The organism is Acidobacteriota bacterium (assembly GCA_020853395.1).
Classification (GTDB): Bacteria; Acidobacteriota; Vicinamibacteria; order Vicinamibacterales; family SCN-69-37; genus JADYYY01.
In genome coordinates, this window is the sequence record JADYYY010000011.1 from 44218 (window position 1) to 66976 (window position 22759).

25 protein-coding genes and 3 tRNA genes are annotated in these 22759 nt (G+C 68.0%); 14 read left to right on the plus strand and 14 right to left on the minus strand.

The genetic code is table 11. From position 1 onward, the window contains the following. Positions 1-23 precede the first annotated feature (23 nt). Positions 24-1007, minus strand: coding sequence for a WYL domain-containing protein (locus IT184_11450; GenBank protein ID MCC7009425.1), 984 nt, complete (start codon positions 1005-1007; stop codon positions 24-26). Between the two features lie 75 nt (positions 1008-1082). On the opposite strand from IT184_11450, the gene IT184_11455 reads away from it, so the two are divergent. Then, positions 1083-1283 (plus strand): hypothetical protein, encoded by a 201-nt coding sequence (locus tag IT184_11455; GenBank protein ID MCC7009426.1) that lies wholly within the window; start codon positions 1083-1085, stop codon positions 1281-1283. A gap of 38 nt (positions 1284-1321) precedes the next feature. Here the strand turns inward: IT184_11455 and IT184_11460 are convergent, their stop codons facing one another. Both IT184_11460 and IT184_11465 read right to left on the minus strand, forming a co-directional pair. Beyond that, a complete protein-coding gene (locus tag IT184_11460; GenBank protein ID MCC7009427.1) occupies positions 1322-2734 on the minus strand; it encodes a Glu/Leu/Phe/Val dehydrogenase in 1413 nt (470 codons plus the stop codon). Positions 2735-2763: 29 nt separating this feature from the next. Beyond that, the gene (locus IT184_11465) at positions 2764-5442 is read right to left on the minus strand and encodes an AMP-binding protein (GenBank protein ID MCC7009428.1); all 2679 of its coding nucleotides are present in this window, start codon (positions 5440-5442) and stop codon (positions 2764-2766) included. 133 nt (positions 5443-5575) lie between these two features. Between IT184_11465 and pdxH the strand changes: the two genes are divergently transcribed. Both pdxH and IT184_11475 read left to right on the plus strand, forming a co-directional pair. Continuing rightward, positions 5576-6157 carry a pyridoxamine 5'-phosphate oxidase gene (gene pdxH / locus IT184_11470; GenBank protein ID MCC7009429.1) on the plus strand — a complete coding sequence of 194 codons (582 nt, stop codon included), beginning with the start codon at positions 5576-5578 and terminating at the stop codon, positions 6155-6157. Continuing rightward, positions 6154-7056, plus strand: a complete 903-nt coding sequence (locus tag IT184_11475; protein MCC7009430.1) for a TIGR00730 family Rossman fold protein — start codon at positions 6154-6156, stop codon at positions 7054-7056. The genes pdxH and IT184_11475 overlap by 4 nt, the downstream gene beginning before the upstream one ends. Here the strand turns inward: IT184_11475 and IT184_11480 are convergent, their stop codons facing one another. Together IT184_11480 and truA are read right to left on the minus strand one after the other, a co-directional pair. Continuing rightward, a complete protein-coding gene (locus IT184_11480) occupies positions 7057-7239 on the minus strand; it encodes a hypothetical protein (GenBank protein MCC7009431.1) in 183 nt (60 codons plus the stop codon). It lies immediately after the preceding gene. 206 nt (positions 7240-7445) lie between these two features. Continuing rightward, positions 7446-8270 carry a tRNA pseudouridine(38-40) synthase TruA gene (gene truA / locus IT184_11485; protein MCC7009432.1) on the minus strand — a complete coding sequence of 275 codons (825 nt, stop codon included), beginning with the start codon at positions 8268-8270 and terminating at the stop codon, positions 7446-7448. 16 nt (positions 8271-8286) lie between these two features. On the opposite strand from truA, the gene IT184_11490 reads away from it, so the two are divergent. The 5 genes from IT184_11490 (at position 8287) to IT184_11510 (ending at position 10178) form a co-directional block, all read left to right on the plus strand. Next, the gene (locus IT184_11490) at positions 8287-8679 is read left to right on the plus strand and encodes a hypothetical protein (GenBank protein MCC7009433.1); all 393 of its coding nucleotides are present in this window, start codon (positions 8287-8289) and stop codon (positions 8677-8679) included. Beyond that, on the plus strand, positions 8676-9701 hold the full coding sequence (locus IT184_11495; GenBank protein MCC7009434.1) for a radical SAM protein: 1026 nt from the start codon (positions 8676-8678) through the stop codon (positions 9699-9701). The genes IT184_11490 and IT184_11495 overlap by 4 nt, the downstream gene beginning before the upstream one ends. 71 nt (positions 9702-9772) lie before the next feature. Further along, positions 9773-9849: transfer RNA gene (locus IT184_11500), tRNA-Arg, on the plus strand. A 96-nt stretch (positions 9850-9945) separates the two neighbouring features. Beyond that, positions 9946-10022, plus strand: a tRNA-Arg gene (locus IT184_11505). 80 nt (positions 10023-10102) lie between these two features. Then, positions 10103-10178 (plus strand) — tRNA-Lys (locus IT184_11510). A 90-nt stretch (positions 10179-10268) separates the two neighbouring features. Here IT184_11510 and IT184_11515 read toward each other — a convergent pair. From IT184_11515 to IT184_11525, 3 genes are all read right to left on the minus strand, one after another. Next, on the minus strand, positions 10269-11327 hold the full coding sequence (locus IT184_11515) for a recombinase zinc beta ribbon domain-containing protein (GenBank protein ID MCC7009435.1): 1059 nt from the start codon (positions 11325-11327) through the stop codon (positions 10269-10271). 142 nt (positions 11328-11469) lie between these two features. Further along, a complete protein-coding gene (locus tag IT184_11520) occupies positions 11470-12243 on the minus strand; it encodes a DUF1573 domain-containing protein (protein ID MCC7009436.1) in 774 nt (257 codons plus the stop codon). Positions 12244-12261: 18 nt separating this feature from the next. Continuing rightward, entirely contained in the window at positions 12262-12939 is a 678-nt protein-coding gene (locus tag IT184_11525) for a hypothetical protein (GenBank protein ID MCC7009437.1), read from the minus strand. Between the two features lie 432 nt (positions 12940-13371). Between IT184_11525 and IT184_11530 the strand changes: the two genes are divergently transcribed. Both IT184_11530 and IT184_11535 read left to right on the plus strand, forming a co-directional pair. Further along, positions 13372-13536: a hypothetical protein gene (locus IT184_11530; GenBank protein ID MCC7009438.1), complete on the plus strand. Its 165-nt coding sequence runs from the start codon at positions 13372-13374 to the stop codon at positions 13534-13536. 66 nt (positions 13537-13602) lie between these two features. Beyond that, complete coding sequence (locus IT184_11535; protein ID MCC7009439.1) at positions 13603-13980, plus strand: hypothetical protein; 378 nt, start codon at positions 13603-13605, stop codon at positions 13978-13980. A 147-nt stretch (positions 13981-14127) separates the two neighbouring features. Here the strand turns inward: IT184_11535 and IT184_11540 are convergent, their stop codons facing one another. After that, positions 14128-16272 carry a protein kinase gene (locus tag IT184_11540; GenBank protein MCC7009440.1) on the minus strand — a complete coding sequence of 715 codons (2145 nt, stop codon included), beginning with the start codon at positions 16270-16272 and terminating at the stop codon, positions 14128-14130. A gap of 195 nt (positions 16273-16467) precedes the next feature. On the opposite strand from IT184_11540, the gene IT184_11545 reads away from it, so the two are divergent. Together IT184_11545 and IT184_11550 are read left to right on the plus strand one after the other, a co-directional pair. Next, positions 16468-16653: a type II toxin-antitoxin system HicA family toxin gene (locus IT184_11545; GenBank protein ID MCC7009441.1), complete on the plus strand. Its 186-nt coding sequence runs from the start codon at positions 16468-16470 to the stop codon at positions 16651-16653. Beyond that, positions 16650-17000 carry a type II toxin-antitoxin system HicB family antitoxin gene (locus tag IT184_11550; GenBank protein MCC7009442.1) on the plus strand — a complete coding sequence of 117 codons (351 nt, stop codon included), beginning with the start codon at positions 16650-16652 and terminating at the stop codon, positions 16998-17000. Before IT184_11545 ends, IT184_11550 begins: the two co-directional genes overlap by 4 nt. A gap of 169 nt (positions 17001-17169) precedes the next feature. On the opposite strand, the gene IT184_11555 is transcribed toward IT184_11550, so the two are convergent. The 5 genes from IT184_11555 to IT184_11575 form a co-directional block, all read right to left on the minus strand. Further along, positions 17170-17601: a type II toxin-antitoxin system VapC family toxin gene (locus tag IT184_11555; GenBank protein MCC7009443.1), complete on the minus strand. Its 432-nt coding sequence runs from the start codon at positions 17599-17601 to the stop codon at positions 17170-17172. After that, a complete protein-coding gene (locus IT184_11560) occupies positions 17601-17846 on the minus strand; it encodes an antitoxin (GenBank protein MCC7009444.1) in 246 nt (81 codons plus the stop codon). The genes IT184_11555 and IT184_11560 overlap by 1 nt, the downstream gene beginning before the upstream one ends. Positions 17847-18048: 202 nt before the next feature. Next, positions 18049-18336 (minus strand): helix-turn-helix transcriptional regulator, encoded by a 288-nt coding sequence (locus IT184_11565; GenBank protein ID MCC7009445.1) that lies wholly within the window; start codon positions 18334-18336, stop codon positions 18049-18051. A 25-nt stretch (positions 18337-18361) separates the two neighbouring features. Further along, positions 18362-19063, minus strand: coding sequence for a TrkA family potassium uptake protein (locus IT184_11570; GenBank protein MCC7009446.1), 702 nt, complete (start codon positions 19061-19063; stop codon positions 18362-18364). After that, the gene (locus IT184_11575) at positions 19060-20592 is read right to left on the minus strand and encodes a sodium:proton antiporter (protein ID MCC7009447.1); all 1533 of its coding nucleotides are present in this window, start codon (positions 20590-20592) and stop codon (positions 19060-19062) included. Before IT184_11575 ends, IT184_11570 begins: the two co-directional genes overlap by 4 nt. A 96-nt stretch (positions 20593-20688) precedes the next feature. Between IT184_11575 and IT184_11580 the strand changes: the two genes are divergently transcribed. After that, a complete protein-coding gene (locus IT184_11580; GenBank protein MCC7009448.1) occupies positions 20689-22062 on the plus strand; it encodes an alpha/beta fold hydrolase in 1374 nt (457 codons plus the stop codon). An 86-nt stretch (positions 22063-22148) separates the two neighbouring features. Continuing rightward, entirely contained in the window at positions 22149-22706 is a 558-nt protein-coding gene (locus IT184_11585; protein MCC7009449.1) for a YdeI/OmpD-associated family protein, read from the plus strand. Positions 22707-22759: the final 53 nt, after the last annotated feature.

Below are 22759 nucleotides of genomic sequence, written 5' to 3' on the forward strand. Positions count from 1 at the left end.
CCGAGGTTGGCGGCGCCGATCGATCACCCCGGATAATTCGCCGCCGCGCGTCGCAGTTCGCCCGCGATGGCCGAGGCCAGCGCCTGCGGCTGGCGCACGCGCACGCCGGCGCCGAATCCGAGAATCCAGCTCCGCAGCGCCCAGTCGTCCGACACCGCGAGCCTCATGCGCAGCGCGCCGTCCGGCAGATCCTCGAGCTGCTGCGACTCGTGCCAGACGCGCCCGCGAACGAACGCGGCCAACCGGGGCTCGAACTCGATCTCCACGGACACCGGTTCGGCCCAGAACACGCCCATCGACGCGCCGAAGAGGTCGGCCGGCAGCTCGCGCGTCCGCTTGAACGTGTCCTCGGTGACGCTCAGCCGCTCGATGCGCTCGCTGGCGAACGTACGGAACGCGTCGTACTGCGGGACCCATGCGACCAGATACAAGCCGCCCTGGGCCAGCGCCAGCCTGTAGGGCTCGACGCGATACGACTTGGCGCGGTTGCTCGTGGCGGAAAAATACCGCATCTCGACAATCCGGCGGTCGCGCGTGGCGTCGAACAGCCGCCGCGCGACGTCGATGGTCTGGTCCGAAGCCCGGCCGGCGCGTGGTCCGGCTTTTGCTGACAGGACCTGTGGCAGTGTCGAGAGAAACTCGCGCATCCTCGGATTCAACGCGCGTTCGACTTTCGAGAACGCCTGGCGCAGTTCGTCGGCGAGCGGCCAGCCCGGCAGGCTCTCGACGACGGCGCGGCTCAGGTACAGCGCGGCGACGTCGGCCACCGACAGGCCTTCCTGCACCGCGTGGAACGGCGACGCGCCGAGCTTCCACCGCTTCGTCTCGTTCTCCTCGCCCTCGTCGTAGATCGAGAACCCCGCTTCCTGCAGCGCCTGCAGGTCGCGCCGGATGGTGCGGGTGGACACGCGAACGAGCGCGGCCAGCTCGTGGATGGTGACGCCGGTGCGGCGCGTTTCGATCTCGCGGAGCACCTGCCACTGCCGAATGACCTCGGCGTTACGCATAGCGCGGCAAGAGTGTACCCGTATGACCTCCGCTGTCACACGGGGTCGGTATCGTGAATCCAGCAGGAGGCCCTCATGACCCGCGTGGATGGCACGTCAGCCCGGCAGCTCGACCTCATCGATGATCGCGGCACGCCGCTCGTTCCCCGGCAGCGGGGCGTCCGGCCGGCGCGCATGCGCCTCGTCCCGCGTGACATCTACGCGGAGCTCGAACGCCGCCGGCGCCGCGCCCAGCGGGCCGCCCGGCATCTCGTGGATCGCGACGACGAGCGCTGACCGCTGGCTCGAGCGCGGCCGGCGTCAGCGCCGGCGTCCTACGGGAAGACGCCCAGATCCATGTAGGACCGCGCGATCTTGTCGATCGCGGTCCTGAACGCCGCGGCCCGCAGGTCGCCGAGCCGCGGGTCCTGCTTCCACGCATCGCGGATGGCGTGATACGCCACGATCATCGTCTCCTCCAGGCCGGAGTTGACGATGTCGGCTTCGTCGGCGCCATGGATCAAGAGGCGCCGGTCGTCGTCCGACAGCGTCTTGCCGGTCAACTGCTCGACGGCGCGCACGAACCGGGCTTCGTCGTTTTCCTCGAGCCGCTTGTGCAGCCGTCCGAACCGGACGTGCGAGAGGTTCTTCAGCCACTCGAAGTACGACACCGTCACCCCGCCGGCGTTCGCGTACACATCGGGCACGACGAGCAGGCCGCGCTCACGGAAGATCGCTTCCGCTTCGGGCGTCGTCGGGCCGTTGGCGCCTTCGAGGACGATGCGCGCCTTGATGCGGGGCGCGTTGTCTTTCGTGAGCACGTTCTCGAGCGCGGCCGGCAGCAGCACGTCGCAGTCGAGCTCGAGCGCGGCGGCCGACGGCGTGACGTTCGTGGCGCCGGGGTAGCCGAGCACGGACGTCGTCTCGCGGCGGTGCGCGGCCACGGCATCGGGATCGAGCCCGGCGGCGTTGACGATCGCGCCCTCGTACTCGGCGATGGCGACGATGACGGCGCCGGCCTCGCGGCAGAACCGCGCCGCGTGCAGGCCGACGTTGCCGAGCCCCTGGACGATGACGCGCTTGCCCTCGATGCCGGGCGTGAGGCCGAGCGCGCGCATGTCTTCGGCGACCGAGCACGCTTCGCGGAGCGCGAAGAAGAGCCCGCGGCCGGTCGCCTCGCGGCGTCCGCGCACGCCGCCTTCCGCGATCGGCTTGCCCGTCACGCACGCGAGGCCGTCGAGCGCGCCGGGGTTGAGCGCCTGATAGGTGTCGACGATCCAGGCCATCTCGCGCTCGCCCGTGCCGTAGTCGGGCGCGGGCACGTCCGTCCCCGGCCCGATGAAGTTCTTCTTGATCAGCTCGTGCGTGTAGCGCCGCGTGATGCGCTCCAGTTCCTCGGCCGTGAAGCGTTTGGGATCGATCTGCACGGCGCCCTTGGCGCCGCCGTACGGGAGATCGACGATCGCGCACTTGTAGGTCATCAACGCCGCGAGCGCCTTCACTTCTTCCTCGTCGACGAACGGGGCGTACCGGATGCCGCCCTTCGTCGGCGTCTTGTGATGGCTGTGCTCGACGCGCCAGGCGTTGATCGTCTCGAGCCCGCCGTCGGCGCGGCGGAACGGGAAGCTGATGCGGTAGACGCTCTTGCAGGCCTTGATGTTGTCGAGCAGGCCCGGCGGGTACGCGGTCGTGGCGGCGGCGCGATCGAAGTACTGGTTGACGAAGTCGAACATGCTGCCAGTCGGCATGCGAGTCCTCCGGTTCGAGCGTCCGCCGGTCATTCTCTCCCAGAAGGCGCAGGCGGCCGGCGCACGTCCGGCCGCAGGGCCGCCACACGCTGCTGGAGCTCTTCGGTGCCGGCGGCGTGCTCACCGGGCCGAACGGCCATCGGCTCGCCGAAGCGCACCGAGATCCGCGGGCGCCGGAGCAGCGCGCGCCACTGGAACCGGCGGCCGCGCGGCCACAGATCGAAGAAGCCGTCGACCGCCACCGGCACGATCGGCACGTCGAGGTGCGCCGCGAGAATCGCCGCGCCCTTCCTGAACGGCTTCAGCGCGCCGTCGATGCTGCGTTCGCCTTCGGGAAACAGCATCAGCACCTTGCCGAGCGCGAGCCCGGCCGCGGCGGCGCGCATCGCGTTCACGAGCTGCGCATCCGGATCGACCGGCACGATGTTGATGGCGCGCGCGCCCCAGGCGGCGAGCGGCGTCTCGAAGTACTCGGTGGCGCCGACGAAGAAGATCTGCCGGAACGATCGGAACGGCACGATCGCGGCGATGAAGAAGCCATCCAGGTACGACTGGTGGTTGGGACAGAGGATGTAGGCGCCGCGCCGCGGCAGATTCGACTGGCCGCGCACGTCGAGGCGCACCACGAGCCGCGCGACCGCCAGCGCCACGCGCAGCAGCCCGGCGATCGCGAGCGCGCGGATCGCTTTCGGCCGCCGCAGCTCCGCGACGACGGCCGGGTCCGGCGCCTCGCGCAGCACGGCGTCCCACGGACGCGCGGCGCCCGTGGCATCGGAGGCAGCCGCTGGCGGGGCGGACTCGCCGCCGGCGAGCACCGCCTCGACGAGCTGCCGGACCGTGAAGATCTGCGCCCGGATCTCCGGCGAGACCCGGCGGCCCACGCGCGTCTCCAGGCTCGTCAGCAGCTCGACACGTTCCATCGAATCGAGCCCGAGGTCGAGCTCGAGGTTCGCTTCCGGCAGCACGTCGTGCCGGCCGAGCGTCGACGCCACCGCGCCGGCGAGCGTCCGGCGCGTCTCGTCGGTCAGCCAGGCGTGTTCCTCGCCCGTCGCGGCCCGCTCCGTCGAAGCCGCGGCGGCGTGCTCACGCAGTTGCCGCTCGATCTCGTTCCGGCGGAGCTTGCCGGTGCTGGTGCGCGGCAGCGGTTGCAGCACCACGTCGTAGCTCAGGATGCGCTTGTGCGCCGGCAGCGCCGCCGAGAGTCCCTCGAGCTCGAACCGGATCAGCTCGCGGACGTTCACGACGCCCCGCTCGTGCATCGCCGGCTCGTCCGGGACCACCACCGCGTGAAGCCGCTCGGAGGCCGGCTCGCCGGGACGCGATCGTCCGAGCACGCACAGCTCCCTGACGAACTTCGACTGCCGATAGTGCGCCTCGATCTCCTCGGGATAGATGTTCTTGCCGGAGCTCAGGACGATGACGTCCTTCTTGCGTCCCGTGATGGAGACGCGGCCGGCCTCGTCGATGGTGCCGAGATCGCCGGTGAGGAGCCAGCCGTCCTGCAGCACCTCGGCGGTGGCGTCGGGCCGCTGCCAGTACTCGCGCATCACGATCGGTCCTCGAATCATCACCTCGCCGTCGCCGGCGTCCCCGTGCGCGCCGATGCGCACCTCGACGCCAGGCAGCGGCGGTCCGACCGACGTCGTGAAGCGGTCGCCCACGCGCACGATGGTGGCGGCGCCCGACGTTTCCGTGAGGCCGTACCCGTTGTAGACGGTCACGCCCAGCCCGTAGAGGCCGCGCGCGACCGCCGGATCGAACCGTGACCCTCCGGTGATCAGCAGGCGCATCGACGGGCCCAGCGCCTCGTGCACGCGCGCGAACAGGACGGGCCCGAGATTCCATCCAAGCCGATCGCGAGCCGTCGTGTTCAGCCGGATCAGCAGCCGCAGCAGCCGCCGCGCGACGACGCCGTGTGCGTCGAACGTCGAGAGGACGCGCTGGTAGATGAGGTAGTAGAACTGCGGCACGCACGCGAGGATCGTGATCCCGCGCGCCTGGAGCGCCTCGAGGAGCGTGGCGGAGCCGACCTGTTCGAGGAACACGACGCGCGCGCCGATCGTGAGCGGCAGGAGCAGGTTCGCCATCTGCGCCAGCGCGTGGAACAGCGGCAGCACGCCGAGCACGACGTCGCGCTCGTCGGCCGGCACGACGGCGAGCACGCCGGCGCGCTCGCCGTCGAGGTTTCCGTGCGTGAGCACGACGCCCTTCGGATCGGCCGTCGTCCCGGACGTGTAGAGGATGGCGGCGGCTTCGTCGGCGCTGACCTCGACGGGATCGCCCGCCGGCGGCGCGGCGGCGATCTCGTCGTCGCGTACGAGATCCACGAGGCCTGCGGATTCCGGCGCGTCGCTGGCCTGGACGCCCGACGCGACGAGCCGCGGCGCGCCGGCGCCCATGGACGCGACCGCCGCGCGCGCGGTGTCGAGCCGGCGCGCCGACGTGAAGAGGACCCGTGCGCCGCAGTCGGCGAGGATCGTGCGGACCTGCTCCGCGCTGTAGGCCGTGTCGAGCGGCACGACGACCGCCGCCCGCCGCAGCACGCCCAGGTAGATCTCGATCCAGCGGGCGTCGTTGTCGGCGAAGATGGCGACGCGATCGCCCGGCGCGATACCGGCGTGCTGCAGCCAGCCGGCGATGCGCGCCGATGCGCCGACGAGCGCGCCGTACGTCGTCGTGTCGGTGCGCGCGGCGCCCGCCCACTCCACGGCGACGCGCGACGGGAACCGCGCCGCGGTCTCGGCGAAGCGCGCATAGAAGTTGGTAATGCCGGCGCGGCCGGATTATAGGGCTCGGCCGGCGCGCTAGAATAGGCGGGTCCTGCGCGCGCGCGCACCTTCGATGTCCGTGACGGATCCGATCGCCCAGTACCAGCATTGGTTCGCCGAAGCCGCCGCCTCGTCCACGCTGGATGCGAAGGCGGCGACGCTCTCGACGGTCGGCCGCGACGGGCGGCCGTCGAGCCGCGTGGTGCTGATCCAGTACGTCGACGTGCGCGGCTTCGTCTTCTTCACCAACCTCGACAGCCGGAAAGCCGCCGACATGCACCAGGCGCCGGCCGTCGCGCTCTGTGTGCACTGGCCGCTGACCGAGCGGCAGGTGCGCATCGAGGGCGCCGCGATGCCGGTGCCGGCCGAGGAATCGGATCGGTACTTCGCAACGCGGCCGCGCGACAGCCAGCTCGGCGCGTGGGCGTCGCTGCAGAGCCAGCCGCTCGCCGCCCGGCACGAGCTCGACGCGCGCGTGGCGGAGGTGGCGGCACGGTTCGACGGCCTGCCCGTGCCGCGTCCGCCGAACTGGTCGGGATTCGTCGTCGTGCCCGAGCGGATGGAATTCTGGTCCGCGCGCCCGGCGCGGCTCCATCATCGCGAGCTGTTCGAGCGCGAGGGCGACGGCTGGCGGCGCCAGTTCCTGTATCCATGAGCCCGCTCGATCCCCAGCGGCCGGCGGTCGTGCCGGCTGAGGAGCCGGTCGATCACACCGACCGGCCGGCGCCCGAGGCCCTGCCGAATCCCGCCGGCAAGGCCGGCAAGGAGCTGGGCGGGCCCGGAAGCACGCCGACGGCCGCGGCCGTGCCGCCGAGCAACGCGGATCGGGTCCTGCTGGCCGGTCCGAACCCGCGCTTCACCGAGGCACTGCTCGTGCTCCGGTCCGTCCGCGACTTCATCCGCGGCTTCCGCGTGCTGCACTTCGTCGGGCCGTGCGTCGTGATCTTCGGATCGGCCCGGTTCGGCGAGGCGCATCCCTACTACGCCATCGGCCGCGAGATGGGACGCCGCGTGAGCCTGCTGGGCTTCACCGTGCTGACGGGCGGCGGCCCCGGCCTGATGGAAGCCGCCAACCGCGGCGCGCGCGACGTCGGCGGCCGATCGATCGGCTGCAACATCGAGCTGCCGATGGAGCAGGTGCCGAACGCGTACCTCGATCGCTGGATCAGTTGTCACTACTTCTTCGTCAGGAAGGTCCTGCTCTTCAAGTACTCGTACGCGTTCATCGCGCTGCCCGGCGGCCTCGGCACGCTCGACGAGCTGTGCGAGGCGCTGACGCTCATCCAGACCGGCAAGATCCGCGAGTACCCCGTGGTGCTGATCGGCGCCGCGTACTGGCAGCCGTTTCTCGCCCTGCTGCGCGAGATGAGCGAGGAGGGGGCGATCAGCTCCGACGATCTGAACCTGCTGAAGATCACCGACGACCTCGACGATGCGATCGCGCACATCGAGCAGCACGCGGTGGCGGCGTTCGGCCTGAGACGACGGCCGCTGGAACGGCCGCGGTGGTGGCTGGGCGAGTTCGGGATCGCGCGCGCGGCGCGCGGCAAGTAGTCAGGACGCCTTGTCGCGCGTCAGGCGTTCCAGCCGTTCCTGCTCGATCTCCTTCCAGACCGGGCAGTCGCCGCATTCAGCCGACGGGCCGTGCAGGCGCATCGTCGGGTACGGGTACTCGCAAATCCAGACCGGCGTCCACGGCCGGCCCGGCCGGCCCGAGTAACCGCCGATCTGCGACATGCGACAACGGAGACGTGGGGAGCGAGCCGGAGCTGGGGGCACGGCAACGCAAGTGGCAAGGGGCGTGCCCGAGCTGGTGACGCCTGTTTTCGGCGGCAGCGTTCGTGTGCTGGTGCTGGGCCCCAGCATTCCTGGCATCCGCCGGCGGGTTTCGTAATCGCGGTGCGCGGGATGCGGGATGGCAACGGCCGCGGGCTGGCGGCGCGTCACGCCGGCCCGCTGGAGACCCGAAGCACGGGGGAGACGAGCGGCCAGTCGGCTGGCGGCGGCTCGTAGAACACGCGCTCGAGGAAGAGGCCCGACGCGGGCGCGGTCAACCGCGCGACGATGTCGGATTCGGTGGTGAGGAGCCGCGGGACGTCGTCGGCGGCGAGCCCTCCGCGGCCGACCTCGGCCAGCAGCCCCGTGAGCCGGCGCACCATGCGCCAGAGAAAGTGCGAGCCGACCACGCGGATCAGCAGGAGCGCGCCGTCGGTGCCGATCGTGATCTGCTCGAGCAGCACCCGCGTCGACTTCTCTTCCGGATCGTCGTCGGTGAAGTGCCGGAAGTCCACGAGGCCGAGGAAGCTCGACGCGGCGGTGCGCATCGCCGCGACATCGAGATCGTCCTTCACCCACCAGACATAGGGTTTGGCGAACGCCGAGCGGCGGCGCGCGATCTGGTACACGTAGCTGCGCGCCACCGCGCTGTGGCGCGCGTGGAATCGCGCCGGCACGCGTTCGGCGGCGAGCACGTGGACGTCGTGCGGCAGCCGCTCGTTGACGCGCGATGCGAGCGTCGTGGCCGGCAGATCGACGGGCAGATCGACGTGCGCGACCTGGCCCGATGCGTGGACTCCAGCGTCGGTACGGCCCGCGCCGTACGTTTCCACGCGCCGGCCGCGGACGACGTCGGCGAGCGCCGCGTGCAGTTCGCCCTGGACGGTGCGGGCGTTGCGCTGGATTTGCCAGCCGCTGTAGCGAGTGCCGGCGTACTCGAGCGTGAGCTTGTAACGGGCCACGGCGCGTCGAAGGGTAGAATCGACAGACATTGTCCCTCATGTCTCCATGCCCAAAGAACGCACGACTCCAGAAGCCGCGGCCGCCAGTTTCGGCGTCGGCCGCCTGACCCGTCATCTCTTCGTCTGCGCCGGACCCGACTGCTGCGATCCGGCGGCGGGCGAGGCGACGTGGGAGTACGTCAAGCGCCGCATGAAGGAGCTCGACATCGCGGGCTCCCGCGGCCCGGCGTACCGCACGAAGGTGCACTGCCTGCGCATCTGCACGCAGGGGCCAATCGCCGTCGTGTACCCCGAAGGCGCGTGGTATCGTGACGTTACCCCCCAGCACGCCGAGCAGATCATCCAGGAACACGTCATCGGTGGCCGGATCGTGCGGTCGCTGTGCTTCGCGGTGAACCCGCTCGGATCGCCGGCGGAGCCGGGGAGGAGCGAAGCATGAATGCGCGACACGTGATCACGGCCTGGGGCCTGATCGTGCGCGGGTACCGGCCGAACCTGTCGATCGAGATCACGCGAGAGTGTCCGCTGCGGTGTCCCGGCTGCTATGCCTACGGCGACCAGCACCTCGGCGGCGACGTCCTCCTGCGGCAGTTGTCGGACTTCAAGGGACAGGAGCTCGTCGATCGCACGCTGCGGCTCGTGCGCGAGCATCGTCCGCTCCATCTCTCCATCGTCGGCGGCGAGCCGCTCGTGCGGTTCCGCGAGCTCGACGTGCTGCTGCCGCAGATCGCCGCGCTCGGCATCCACACGCAGATCGTGACGAGCGCGGTGCGGCCGATCCCGGAGGCCTGGGCGTCGATCCCTCGGCTGCAGATCTGCGTGTCGGTCGACGGGCTGCAGCCGGAGCACGACGCGCGGCGCGCGCCGGCGACCTACGATCGCATCCTCAAGCACATTCGCGGACAGCAGGTGACGGTCCACTGCACGGTCACCCGGCAGCAGAGCCGGCCCGGGTATCTCGCGGAGTTCACGAAGTTCTGGGCTGCGCTGCCGGACGTGCGGCGGATCTGGTTCAGCCTCTACACGCCGCAGCGCGGCGAGCAGTCGGCTGAGCGGCTCACCGCCGAGGATCGCCGGCGCGTCGTGGCCGACATCGCCGCGCTGGCGGGCGCCGAGCCGAAGCTCAGCGACATGGGGGCCAAGGTGCTGCGCGGGCTGCTCAACCCGCCGGCGGCACCGGGCGAGTGCATCTTCGCGAAGACGACGACCTGCGTGTCGGCTGACATGCAGAAGATGATCACGCCGTGCCAGTTCGGTGGCGATCCCGAGTGCAGCGAGTGCGGGTGTCTGGCCTCGGCGGGGTTCGTGGCCGTGGGCGAGCATCGGCTGGCCGGCCTGTTGCCCGTGAAGACCGTGTTCGACGCCTCGGTCGCGGTGGGCGCGGCGGTGCGGAAGGCGCGGCGAGGGCCGCGCGACCGCGAGACCGCGCTTCCGGCCGTGGGCGACGTGGTGCGGAGCTGAGGGACGGCGCTCTGCTTCTCGGAACTCGGCGCTGACGTGATTCAATCCCGTGTGATAGATTCGTTGGCTGTGCGCCCGTAGCTCAGCTGGATAGAGCGCCGGGCTTCGAACCCGTAGGTCGGGGGTTCAAATCCCTCCGGGCGCGCCAGTTTTCGCTCTCCGGTGCGACTGGCGCGGCGGCCGTCGACGGCCGGCCGGAGGCGCCATGCGTCGTGAAGATCGCGGTGGCGACGACCCCACCCGTGCGCCCGTAGCTCAGCTGGATAGAGCGTTGGCCTCCGGAGCCAAAGGTCGCAGGTTCGAATCCTGCCGGGCGCGCCATCCGCCGCTGTGCATGTGGTTCGGCGCGATGTCGCGTCATGCGTGCGACGCGCGGCGGTCGGTCAGCCAGATCCCTTCGTGGGCCCGTAGCTCAATTGGCAGAGCAGCAGACTCTTAATCTGTTGGTTGAAGGTTCGATTCCTTCCGGGCTCACCAACTCACTTCGTTCGCTGGTTTCGCTCCGGAAGGCCTCAGGCACGCGGCTCCACCCTTCGGGCTCGCCAACGTGCACGATTCCTTCCGGGCTCACCAACTCACTTCATCCACGGCCTCGCCAGGCTCCAAGTAGCTGAAAAGTGGTGCGGTTACGGCGGGTTCGATTGAATCGAATCCCGTCGTACGCGATGCCTTCAGGGAAGAACAGCAGTTGCAGCCGCTCCTGTAGTCGAGCGACGCCTGGACCCAGAGGTCGGAGGCGCGCGGCAGAATGCGTTCTGCGAACGCCAGGATGCCCTGTACGTCAAGTTCGTCCACGGCCTCGGCGTGGTGGTCGATCTGGGCGAGCGTCAGCTCCTCGCGCAGCTTGTCGCGCTGGCGGCCGTAGCTGGTGACGTCGATCGACTCCGCGTAGAGGAACGCCTCGTCCAGGCGATCGAGCTTCTGCTGGATGGCCTTCACCCGACGCTCCTGCTCCCCCGTCCGTTCGTGCGCCTCGGCTCGTTGCTGTTCCCACACGTAGAGGATGCGGTCCTTGACCATCCGCATGTAGCCGGCCGTCGGCTGCAGGAGCGCCAGTTCGTCGGCGAACGCGCCTTCGAGCACGGCCTTGCTGACGTTCACGGCGCGACACTGCTTCTGGCAGTGGTAGTACGCGTAGTGGCCGTTGCGCCCTCTCGACCAACTGCCGGTGAGCGGCCGACCGCACGCCTCGCACCGCACGAAACCGCGCAGCGGGAAGTCCGGATGGTTCCGTTGACGCGGACCGGCGACGACGATCCGACCGTCGAGGACGGCCTGGGCGCGGTAGAACGTGGCCTCGTCCACGAGCGGATCGAAGTTGCCCTTGGTCGACACGCCGTAGTCCGGGCTCTCGACTTTGCCGGCGTAGATCGGGTTCCGCATCATCTGGCCGAAGCTCTGTGGTGACAGCTTCAGTCCCTTCCGGCTGCGCAGGCCGGCTTCGGTCGCACGGGCAATCACTTCCTGCTTGGTGTAATGGCCCGTCGCGAGATCCTCGAAGGCCTGCCGCACGAGTGCGCCCCGCTCAGGGTCGTGCACGAGGCTCGTGTTCGACCACTTCGGCGCGTTCAAGTAGCCGAGCGGTGCCGGGAATGTCCAGCGTCCGAGTTCAAGCGCGGCCTTCATGCCTGGCTAGCCTCGTCCTTCGTGCGCAGTTTCTTCTTGCTGGTCTGCCGCTCGCCCTGGAACCAGAAGTCGAAGTGCCAGCCGCCGTTCTTGAAGTAGACACTCATTACGCGCAGGTCGCCGGGTGCGCCGGCTCACCGAGTCAGTTGGGCCTTGTCGTGATGAGCCTGAAGGTCGTCACGCGCGAGCTGCTGATTACCGTGACGCGGAACTGGTACCGTCCAGGCGTCGCCAGGTTCGTGCTCATCTCGCGGTACTCGCCGTTGCCAGGGTACGGATCGAACACAAGGTCGCCGCGCGAGACCTGATCGCCTGTGGATGGGTTGTAGATTTCCAGGCTGAGCAACGCGTCGTCCCCGTTGTAAATCAGCAGCGCGTCGACGCGACCTGGTTGAGTGGTGGTGAACTCGAAGACCTTGCATGGGCCGACGTCGAACGAGAAGCTCAGTCCTGAGGTGCAACGAGTATCGCCACCACTGATCTCTCCAGTGAACGTCTCTGCGCGAACATTCGACCCCACGATCCCGGTGCCCAATACCGGAACCGATGTTTCTCCGCTGGTCTGATTACCAATGATGCGGAGCGAGCCCGAGTAGGTCGTGGCAGCCTCTGGCGCGAAGACCAGGTGCACGGTCTGTGTCTCGCCGGGAACCAGCGTCGCTGTTCTCAGCGTCGAGTAGAACCCACTCGGCGCGATGACGTTGGAGATCGTGAGCGTCGCGTTCCCTGAGTTCGTGACGCGATACTCTCGCTGCACCTTCGTGCCCACGGTTGTGGCGCTGAAGGTGAGACTGCCGGCGACGCCAAGGACGCGCGTCGTCGAAGGTGTTGGCGTCGGGCTGGGGCCAGTCGGAGAACTCTTGCTGCAACCGCTCAACGCGAGCGAGACGGCGAGCAGTGCGGGAAGTAGTTTCATGGCGTAAGGGGCCCCGTGCTACTTCAGGCGCGCCGCGTTGCGTACAGACCGAATGGAGATGGCATCACACTGCCGCTCGCCATCTGCCGTGACGACGACGAGATTGATGCCGCTGTCGTCGTAGAGATCGCCGGCACGGGCCCCGTCGAATGTCACCGTTGCCCGGCTGTAATTGACCTCGGCTCCGGCGGCATTCTTCCACTGCCTTGCTTCGAGGCTCGGTTCGCCGCGCTGCTCGAGCAGCACCTTCTTGCCGATGATCGAGCGAAACATCACCTTCGACACATCGGACGGGAGATTTGGCGCGAGGTCGGAGTCCTCATCCGGCAGGCGAGGTGTTACAACCACCGATAGGTCCGGCGTTAGCCATGCTGAATCGACGTCGGTGGCGGTGAACGGTTTGCCGGAGCGTGCGGCATCCCACGCTGCCAGGGCTATCCGGCCACGCGCCCCGAGAAACAGGATATCGTAGCTGGCCCTGCCAGCGTTCATGGCGCCTTGCACAGCATAGCCAGCGAGACCCAACGCGCCGAGGCCGGAGGTGCGTTTCGCGGTGCACAGGTAACCCGCCTTTCGCACTTGTCCGGCGCGCCCAAGCGCGATCGCTTTATCGATCTCAGCCTGGGGAAGCGTCTGAGCGTAAAGGTGGGGTGCGAGCGACAGGCCGATCAGAACGATGGCGACGCGATTCATCATGGGAGGGCTCCTGTGTCTAGCCGACCTGACGATGTCGGCCGGTCTGGTCGTCCACAATCCGTAGGCAGCATGGTGGCGGAAGTGTAACCGGCTCGGACCAGCCGGCGGGACTTTGGCGGGACTGATGTTCCGACAGGCAGGGAATGATCAGCAAAACCGCGGTTCAGGCACTCCACTGCCCCGCCCTGCCGTCCGAACAGCAACTGATAGACTTCGCGATACTTAAGCCTGATTCATAGGCGCACTCTTAATCTGTTGGTTGAAGGTTCGATTCCTTCCGGGCTCACCATTCACTTCGTTCGCTGGTTTCGCTCCGGAAGGCCTCAGGCACGCGGCTCCGCCCTTCGGGCTCGCCAACGTGCACGATTCCTTCCGGGCTCACCAACCTTCTGGAATCAATTGGTTGCCGAGAGGCCCCCAGCCGTCTCCACGATGTCTCCACGCGGTGAAGCCACCGCGGGCGTCTCGAGCAGCCGAACGGCGTCGACCGTCGCCCAACTCTGGTACTTCATGGCCAGCCGCGCCAACCACGAGAAGACGATCGCGCAGCTGAAGACCGGCCTCGCGTTCCACACCGGACTTGCTCGGGCGGCCTGAGTTCTTGTCCATCAGGGTTGACTTTGGCGGTGACTCTGTCACGTGGGTTGGACAATGATGAGCCGTATGGCCGCGGGGCTCTTTCCTCGAGCGGGGCGTGTCGCGGTCTTGGCGCTCGCGTTCTCGCCAACCCTTTGGTTCGTGGCGTTCTGGTTGTTCGTGCTGCGCGCGAGGCTGACACTCGGCCGCTGGCCATTCCCCTACGATCCCGATCCCGAGGATCTTGGCTTCTCCATCCACTACTACTTCCTCGTGCTGGGGTTCGCGTGGGTGCCGGCCTCGATCATCACGCTCCTGGTCGTTGCTGGCTCGTCCTGGCGAGCGATGAGGGCGGCCGGCGCCCGACCCTTGTTCGCGACCAGCGTTGCTGTCGCCACGTACGCCGCCACCATTGCGTTTGCCCGGTACGATCCCGGCTGGTTCTTCGCGTGGTTCGGTGACTAGCTCAGCGCGGTTTCGGAAGGCGTCCGGCGGTACGGTCCAGGGCGTAGCGATTCGCCAGAGCGTGTTCTTGGTGTCATCAACGCTGGACCTGCGCAGCCGCTGAAGGCAGTCTTTCACCCTCCGAGGTGTCGCGAAGTGGCGATGAGCTCAGTCCCTCACCGCCGGCTGCAGGCCGAGCTCGGTGAGCAGCGCCGGCCACGCGTGCGACTTCGAGAGAAACCTTTCGTACGGACGGACGAGAAAGCTCGCGGTTGGCGCGAAGTTCGTCTCGGCAGCCCTGGCGATCCAACTGACGGCCTCGTCGAATCTCCCGCTCGTCAGGTGATAACAAACTTGGGTGACGGCTGTTCGAGAGGCCGCCGGCGGTTGAGAGGCGAGCAGCTCGCGGGCTCGCGCCTTTTCGCCCGTCGCGTCGAGCGTGCCGGCCAGAGTCCCGGTCACGTATGGCGAGATGGGGAACAACGCGTAGGCTTTCTCAGCGCTTTCGCAGGCTTCGGCGTGTTTGCCGTAAGCCGATTGATGCATGGCCAGATGCATCCAGCCGATCGCGAACTGCGGATCCAGTTCGACCGAGCGTTTCCACGCGGCCTCCGCCTCCGCCTCGAGGCCCAAGCCGTCCAAGGCCACGCCAAGCGCGTGGTAGCTAATCTGGCAAAGCGGATCGTCCTGCAAGACGCGCTGCATCTGCCGCCGTGCTTCTCCGAGCAGACCCAAAGGCTGCAGATGGAAGCAGGCGTACAAAGACCGGACGTGCCAGTGGACAGCGTCGGTGGACATCGCACTGCGAAACCTGCGCCTGGCCTCCTCCCAATTGCGTTCATGCAAGCCCGCGACGATTCCCATGACCGCGTGTGCGTGGGCCGACTCAGGGTCGAGTTCCAGCGCACGCACCGCGAAATCGTGTGCGCGTGCAAAACCGTCATCCGATGGCTCGCCGGACCAGAACTGGGACAGATGATGATCCGCCAGCCCCACGTACGCCAGCGCGTACCGGGGATCCAGCGCGATGGCTTGCTCCAGACATTCCCGGCTCCTTCGCAGAGACTCCGGCGTGAATCCCCAGAGGAACTGGCGGTGGCGCAGATAGGCTTCGTGCGCTTTCAGGTTGAGTTGGGGACGCGGCCGGTCGCCAGGCGCGAACCGCAGCTTCAGCTCCCCAACGATGGCCGCCGCGATCTCGTCCTGGATGGCAAAGAGATCCTCCATGTGGCGGTCATAGCGTTCCGACCACAGATGCATGCCGTCGGCGGCGTGAATCAACTGGGCGGTGACGCGCAGCCGATTGCCCGACCGTCGCACGCTCCCTTCCAGGATGTTGGTGACGCCCAGAACGTCGGCGATCCTGCGAACGTCCGCATTCTGCCCCTTGAACGCGAACGCGGACGTGCGGGCCGTCACTTTCAATCCCGGCACCTTCACGAGACTGTTCATGACGTCTTCCGCGAGACCGTCGCTGAAGTACTCCTGCTCGGGATCGTCGCTCATGTTGACGAACGGCAGCACCGCGATGGACGCGGGCGGACGCTCGCGCATCGCCGGGGGCGTCAGGAGCGCCGCCTTCAACTCCGCGGCACTCTGATAGCGCTCGCCGGGGTCCTTCGCCAGACACTTGCAGACGACGGGATACAGCGTCGAGTCGATCGGCGGCGGATCACTGCTGACGACGGCGTTCAGGGTGTCCAGCAGGGTGGCGCCGGCGAACGCACGGCGCCCACTCAGCACCTCATAGAGCAGTGCTCCGAAGCTGAAGAAGTCCGAGCGCGCGTCGACCGGTCGGCCGCGGGCCTGCTCGGGTGACATGTACGCCGCCGTGCCGACCACCATGCCTGTCGCGGTCTGCGTCGCGTCGAGATCGGACTCCCCGGTCATCTTCGCCAGGCCGAAATCGAGCAGCTTCGCGCCGCTGTTGGTGACCAGCACGTTGGCCGGCTTCAAATCGCGGTGCAGGATGCCGCGTTTGTGCGCGGCCTCGAGCGCGCCGGCAATCTGCAGGGCCAGGGGCCGGGCCGCCTCCGCCGAGAGCGGCCCCTGGAGCGGCGCGCCGTCGACGAACTCGAGTACCAGGTAGTCTGGACCGACGTCGAAGATCTGGCAGATGTGGGGGTGGCCGAGCGCGGCAATCGCGCGCGCTTCGTTCTGGAACCGGTCGGCGCTTTCCGGTTTCAGGCACTTGATCGCGACACTGCGATTCAGCCGGCTGTCGCGTGCCTTCCACACCTCTCCCATGCCGCCGGCACCGATGGGCGCGAGGATTTCATAGGGGCCGAGCCGCGTTCCTGGAACGATGGACATCAGGCTTTCTCGATTCTAGCGTTCCTGCCGTCCATCCGCGCCTAGCGTTCGACTCGGTCACACAAGCTTCGATCGAGGACTGCGCTCGAAGGCAAAGATGGCGATTTCGTTGAGCGGATAGACGTCCGAAATCAAGATCACGGCCACGTCGGCCATGGCGTTGACGAAACCTAGCGGTAGGTTCACGATCGTCAGGTGACCTGGGCCGAGGTAATCCGAAAGCTGAAGGCCGCGGGTTTCGTGGAGGTCCGGTCAGGGAAAGGCAGCCATCTGCTGATGAAGCACCCCACGAGCGGCAAGGAAGTGTGGGTCACTGTGCACACCGAGAAAGATGCAGGGCGGCTCGGGAATCGCATCCTGCGTGAGGCAGGTGTCGAATGACGATGCTCTATCCGATTGTCCTGGAAACCGAAGAGAGCGGAGCGGTCAGCGCCTACGTGCCAGGACTGCCTGTGTATGCGGCGGCCGATACCGATGCGAAAGCAGAGCGCGCCATTCGCTCCCTGCTGACGGCGTACCTGCACGCCCATCCGGCCAGTCGACCAGACGCGCGGGTGCGGGTGGCACGCGTCACCAACCGCGGAAAGAAGACGGTCGACATCGTTGGCGTTGCCGCCCTGGTGGGCGGAAAGCGCACCGCGGCGAAAGCGCGCGCGTCGAGGGCCAACGGCCGGTTCGGAGGTCGTCCTGCGAAGAACGCGGCCACGCGGACGAAAGCCTCGCGCTGAGGCAGCCACGCGAGATTGGCTGCTCACGCCGCGCGCTCTGCCCTTCGACCTGCCGTAACCAGCTCCGGCGCCGATCCCAGCCCGCGAAACTTCAGCGTCTGCCAGAGTGTCATGAGCTCCCTTGCCGTCGGCGTCGTCGCGCTACCCACGGTGGAGATCATCGATCTCGTCACGGATTGTTCCTGCGCTGCCGCCGATCCGCCGCTGGTCCCTTCCAGTCCTCGACTTTCAAACCAGGCACTCGCTGGAATTCGCTGGTGTTGTGGGTGACGAGCGTCAGCTCGCGAGCCTTGGCCTGGCCTGCAATCAAGACGTCGTACGGACCAATCGGCGTTCCCTTCGACGCGAGCTGTGCTCGGACTTGCCCGGCCTGCCGGGCATCCTCCTCATCGAACTCCAACACCGGGAACTGCAGCGCGTCCACACGGGCGACATTCTGTTCTACCCGTTGACTCTTGAACGCTCCGTAGTACAGCTCGTGCATGACGACCGCCGGCACACCGAAATCGCGGGGCGCGTGGCGACGAACGCGTCTGGCGATCGGCGACGTCGTGTCGTTCAGTAGGGCAATGATGGCGTTCGCGTCCAGGAGATACCTCATTAGCGGAACACCGTGCCGAGCCCGGGCCGCTCCGTCCCCTCGGGCTGTTCGCGGACAGCCGACGCGAAGTCTTCGTCGACGTCGCCTGCGAGGGCATCGAGCCACTCCCATGATTCGGGAATCGGTTCGAGCACGATCGCCCGGCCACGTCGTCGGATCCGGACTTCGCCGGCTTCGACGCGGAAGGCACGCGGCAGCCTCACGGCCTGCGATCGTCCCGACCAGAAGACCTTGGCCGTTTCCATTGTCAGCTCCGTTTGAGATATACCACACGAATATACCACGGACGTCTCGAGCTTCTCGGGGCGGACACGCGTCGGGACGCGTGTCGGAACGTTGAGCCCGGACGAACTGAAGGCGCTCATCGCTCGGTGTTCGTCTTCTCGGGCTGGCGGAGACAGAAGCGACGCAAGATTGGTCGCTCACGCCGCGAACGCGTACAGGGAATCATCCAACGGGCTGCGGCTCGAACACGATCCGCAGCCGCGTGTGCGTCGCATGCGCGAAGCGCTCCAGTGCGTCCGTTGACGGACGCACCCGTCCTCCTTCGATGCGCGCGATGTAGGACTGCGAGGTCTTCATGCGCTTGGCCAACTGCGCCTGCGACAGACCGGCCGCAGTGCGGGCCTCGATCAACGCACGGGCGAGGTCGAACTTCTCCCCTAGCGCATCATAGGCGTCCTCGTAGTCGGCGTCCTTGCTCCATCGGCGATGGAGGTCGCTGATCTTCGTCACCGCTTCACGTCCTTGTCGAAGAACGCTACGAACGCCGAGAGGTCGCCTCCGCCGCGGCCGGAGCCGTGAGGGCGGTGATCGCATGGCTCACTTCATCGCGTTGTGCGACGAGCAACACGGTCGTGCCGGCGTCGATGACCGACGATCCGCGCGGCGCTTCGACGCCGCCACCCTCACGATAGAGCGCGGCGAAGACGCCGGACTTCGGGAAGTCCGGCCGAGCCGCCAGCTCCATCACGCTGCGGCCAGCCGCGACGCTGCCGGCGGGAATCGTCAGCTCGAACGCGATGGCCGTGCCGTCGCCGATGAGCATCGCGTGACGGATGGCATCGTGCTCGACGGCCATCGCGATCGCGCCGGTGATGAGATCGGTCTCCGACAGCACGCGATCGATCCCGGCCTTCGCGTAGATCGACCGGTAGGCGTTGTCCCGCATCCGCACCATCACCCGTTCGACGCCGGCGGAGCGGGCGAGGAGCGCGACCGCGAGGTTGTCGGCGTCGCGCCGCAGCATCGCGACGACGATGTCCATCTGCCCGATCGCGGCATCGTCGAGCACCTCGGCCGTCGTGGCATCCCCGGCGATGGCCACGAGCCCGAACTGCTCGGAGGCGCGGCGGGCGACCATCGCGTCGGTGTCCACGATGGTGACCGCGTGTCCCATGCGCGACAACTGGACCGCGACCTCGAGGCCGGCCCGGCCCGCGCCGACCATGAGAATCTTCATCGTTCGCCCTCCGTCGAGTGTTCACCCGTGGTCACGTCGAGAAACCGCTCGTCGAGCGAGGCGACGTGCTCGCTCGCGGTGCGTTCCGTGATCAAACCCCGCCGAGCGGCGTCGAGGATGGCGGCCTTCTGCGCGATCACCACCGCGGGCAACACGACGTCACGATGCGGGTGCAGGCGTGCGGTACGCAGCGTGCGCTCGGCCTCGATGATGTCGCGCTGGAACGCCGCGCGACGTTCGGCATGGTCGCGCCGGGAGATCAGCCCGGAGGCGAGCAGTTGGTCGAGCTCGAGCTGCGCGCGCCGGGCGCTGATCAGCACCGCCCGCGCGTCGTCGACCTGACGCGACTCGACCTCTCCGGCGACGCCCAGCCACGTCAGGAACCGGCGGAACGGCAAGGCCTGCGTCAAGAGCGTCACCAGCGTGACGCCGAACACGATCGCGATGAGCCGATCGCGATAGACGATGTCCTGCGGCAACGCCAGCACCGCCGCCATCGAGAGCGCGCCCTTGACGTTGCCGAACACCATCACGTGTTGCCACCGCCACGGCACGCTCTGCCCGGACAGATGCAGCGTGCCGAAGCAGACGTAGACGGCGACGGCACGGCCCGCGTGCAGCGCCACCACGGCGAGCAGGATGGGCCAGGCTTCACGGACGAGCATGTCGCCGCTCAACTGAATACCGACGAGAAGGAACAGCCAGACGTTGATGACGAAGGCCGCCACTTCCCAGAATCCCTGCAGCGCCAGGACCCGCGACGGCTCGAGGTGCAGGCGCATCTCGTGGCCCACCAGCACGCCGGCCACGACGACGGCGATCACCGCCGAACCGTGAAGGTGCTCGGTGAGCAGTGATGTCGCGAAGACGGCGACGAGCGACGCCAGGATCGCGGTCAGATCGTCCGGGGCGTGACGAAGGACGAACGCGCCGACCGTCCCGCCCACCGCACCGAGCAGCACGCCCGCGACGATCGCGACGAGCAGCATCCGGGCGATCGCCGCCGGCTCGGCGTACCCCTGCATGACGACGGTGGCACAGACGGTGACGAGCACGAGCGCCGTGCCGTCGTTGAAGAGGCTCTCGCCCTCCATGATGGCCGCCAGCTTGTGCGGCACGCGAACGCTGCGGAACGCCAGCAGCACGCTCACCGTGTCGGTGATGGCGAGCACCGCGCCGAGCAGGAGCGCCACCGCGAAGGGCAGGCCGATCTCCCACGCCGCAAGGGTCGCCGTGGCCAGGAGCGAAATGGCGACGCCGGGCACGGCCAGCGCGAGAATCGGACGCGCCGCCCGCTTCATGTTGACGTCGTCGGCCGACAACGCCCCTTGAAAGACGAGGATCGGAAGGAAGAGCAGCAGCACGACGTTCGGATCCATCGTCGTGCGCGGCAGGACGTCCATCAGGACGAGCAGCAGGCCGACGACGACGAGCGCCACGTTGTACGGCGCGTTGAGGCGCTTGGCCAGAATGGCAATGCCCGACCCGATGGCCAGCACGATCAGGAGCTGCTCGAGATACTCGCGCATGAATCACGGCTATTCTGTCGTGGACAGGTCCGTCACGCTACACTCGGCAGCTTCGACGGGCCGCAACCATCCGTGCTGCGACGAAAAACGTCCCCGATGTCGATTCGCCAAGCTATCGCGTTTCTGGTGCGGGGTGTCCTCGTCACGGGCGTCGTGGCCTTCGCTGCCGGTCCGCAGTCCTCGCAGGCGCAGGGAGTGGCAGAGAGTCCAGAGGCGCGTGCCCGCGCGTTCGTCACCCTGCTGGCTGGCGGTCAGTACGCGGACGCCTTCGAGTCGTTCACGCCTCAGATGAAGGCCGCGATGTCCGTCGATCGGCTGCGTGCGACGTGGAACAGCCTTACGGCGCAGGCAGGCCCGTTCCAGCGGCAAATCTCCGCGGCAGTCGTGCCACGCGGCGTGCTCTCCGTCGTCGCCGTCACGTGCGCGTTCGAGCGTGCGACGTTCGACGTGCACGTCACCGTGAACCCGGCGAACCTGGTCGGAGGGCTGGCCGTCCGCCCGGCGGTGCAGGCCGTGACGTATGCGCCCCCGGCCTATGCGAGTCCCAGCGCCTACAAGGAGTCGGCCGTCACCGTCGGCATGGGCCAATGGGCGTTGCCAGCGACGCTGACGATGCCGTCCGGCCCGGGCCCGGTGCCAGCCGTGGTGCTCGTGCACGGATCAGGCCCTGGCGATCGGGATGCCACGGTCGGGCAAATCAAGCAGTTCAAGGATCTGGCGCTTGGACTCGCGTCTCGGGGGATTGCCGTGCTGCGGTACGACAAACGCACGCGGGTGCATGTCGACCTGATGCGTGACCTGCCCGGCCTCACCGTCAAGGAGGAAACGATTGACGACGCGGTCGCGGCGGTTCAGTTGCTCAGGAGCACTCCGGGCGTGGATCCGAATCGGATCGTCGTGCTCGGCCACAGCCTCGGCGGAATGCTCGTGCCCCGGATCGCCGCGGTGGCACCGCCAGTTGCCGGGTTCGTCGTGATGGCTGGCGCGGCCCGGCCGATGCCGCGGGCCGTGGTCGAGCAGGCGCGGTATCTGGCCCAAGTCGATGGCGTCGTCAGCGCGGAGGAACGAGCCCAGATCAGTGAGATCGAACAGGTGATGGCCCGTGTCGACGCCTTGCGTCCGGAAGACGTGTCGAAGCCGGAACGCATCTTCGGCGCCACCGCGTCGTATTGGCTCGATCTGCGCGGCTACGATCCGCCGGTCGCCGCCGTGCAGGTGACGCAACCGATGCTCCTGCTCCAAGGAGAGCGGGACTACCAAGTGACGATGGAGGAGTTCTCCCGGTGGAAGTCGGCGCTTGCGGCTCGCACCGACGTGGTCTTCCGATCCTACGCCGGTCTCAACCACCTGTTCGTGGCTGGGACCGGTAAGAGCGTGCCGGCCGAATACAACACGCCGGGTCACGTCAGCGAGACCGTCGTGCTCGACATCGCGACGTGGATCGCCGCCCTTCCGGCGCGACGCTGGTAGGACGACTGCCGACGCGGGATTGCGCCCCGGTGTCGCCCAATGCCACGACGGCTGCGCGCGCCGCCGAAACCCGAGGTGTGTCGGAGATGACGGCTCTCATCACGGTCGACGTGCGAACGCGGCAGCAGTGGCGGGCGTGGCTGGCGAAGAACCACGCGTCGAGCCCCGGCATCTGGCTCGTTCGGCACAAACAGCACACGGGCGTCGAGTCGATGTCCTACGAGGAGATCGTTCGCGAGGCGCTCTGCTTCGGTTGGATCGACAGCCTCGTCAGACGTCTGGACGCTGACCGCTACGTCCTCAAAATCACGCCGCGCAGGCCGGCGAGCAACTGGTCCGAGATCAACCGCCGGCGTTGGACCGAGCTCGAAACGGAGGGCCTGCTCGCCGCGCCCGGCCTCGCGGCGGCGCCTTCGGCGAACCGCTACGCGCCCAAACCTGCGGTCCCGACGCTGCCGTGCTACATCGCCAACGCGTTCAGGCGAAACGTGAGGGCGTGGCAGCACTTCCAGACCCTCTCCCCGACACACCGGCGCCATTTCGTCGCGTGGATCCACACCGCCAAGCGGCCCGAGACGCGCGAGCGGCGCATTCGCGAATCGATCGCGCGGCTCTCTGCCGGCAAGACGTTGGGCTTGAAGTAGCGGCGCTGCGCTCTGCGCTGTCGCGCCCGCCGACGCGCTCGCCTCGTCTCGTC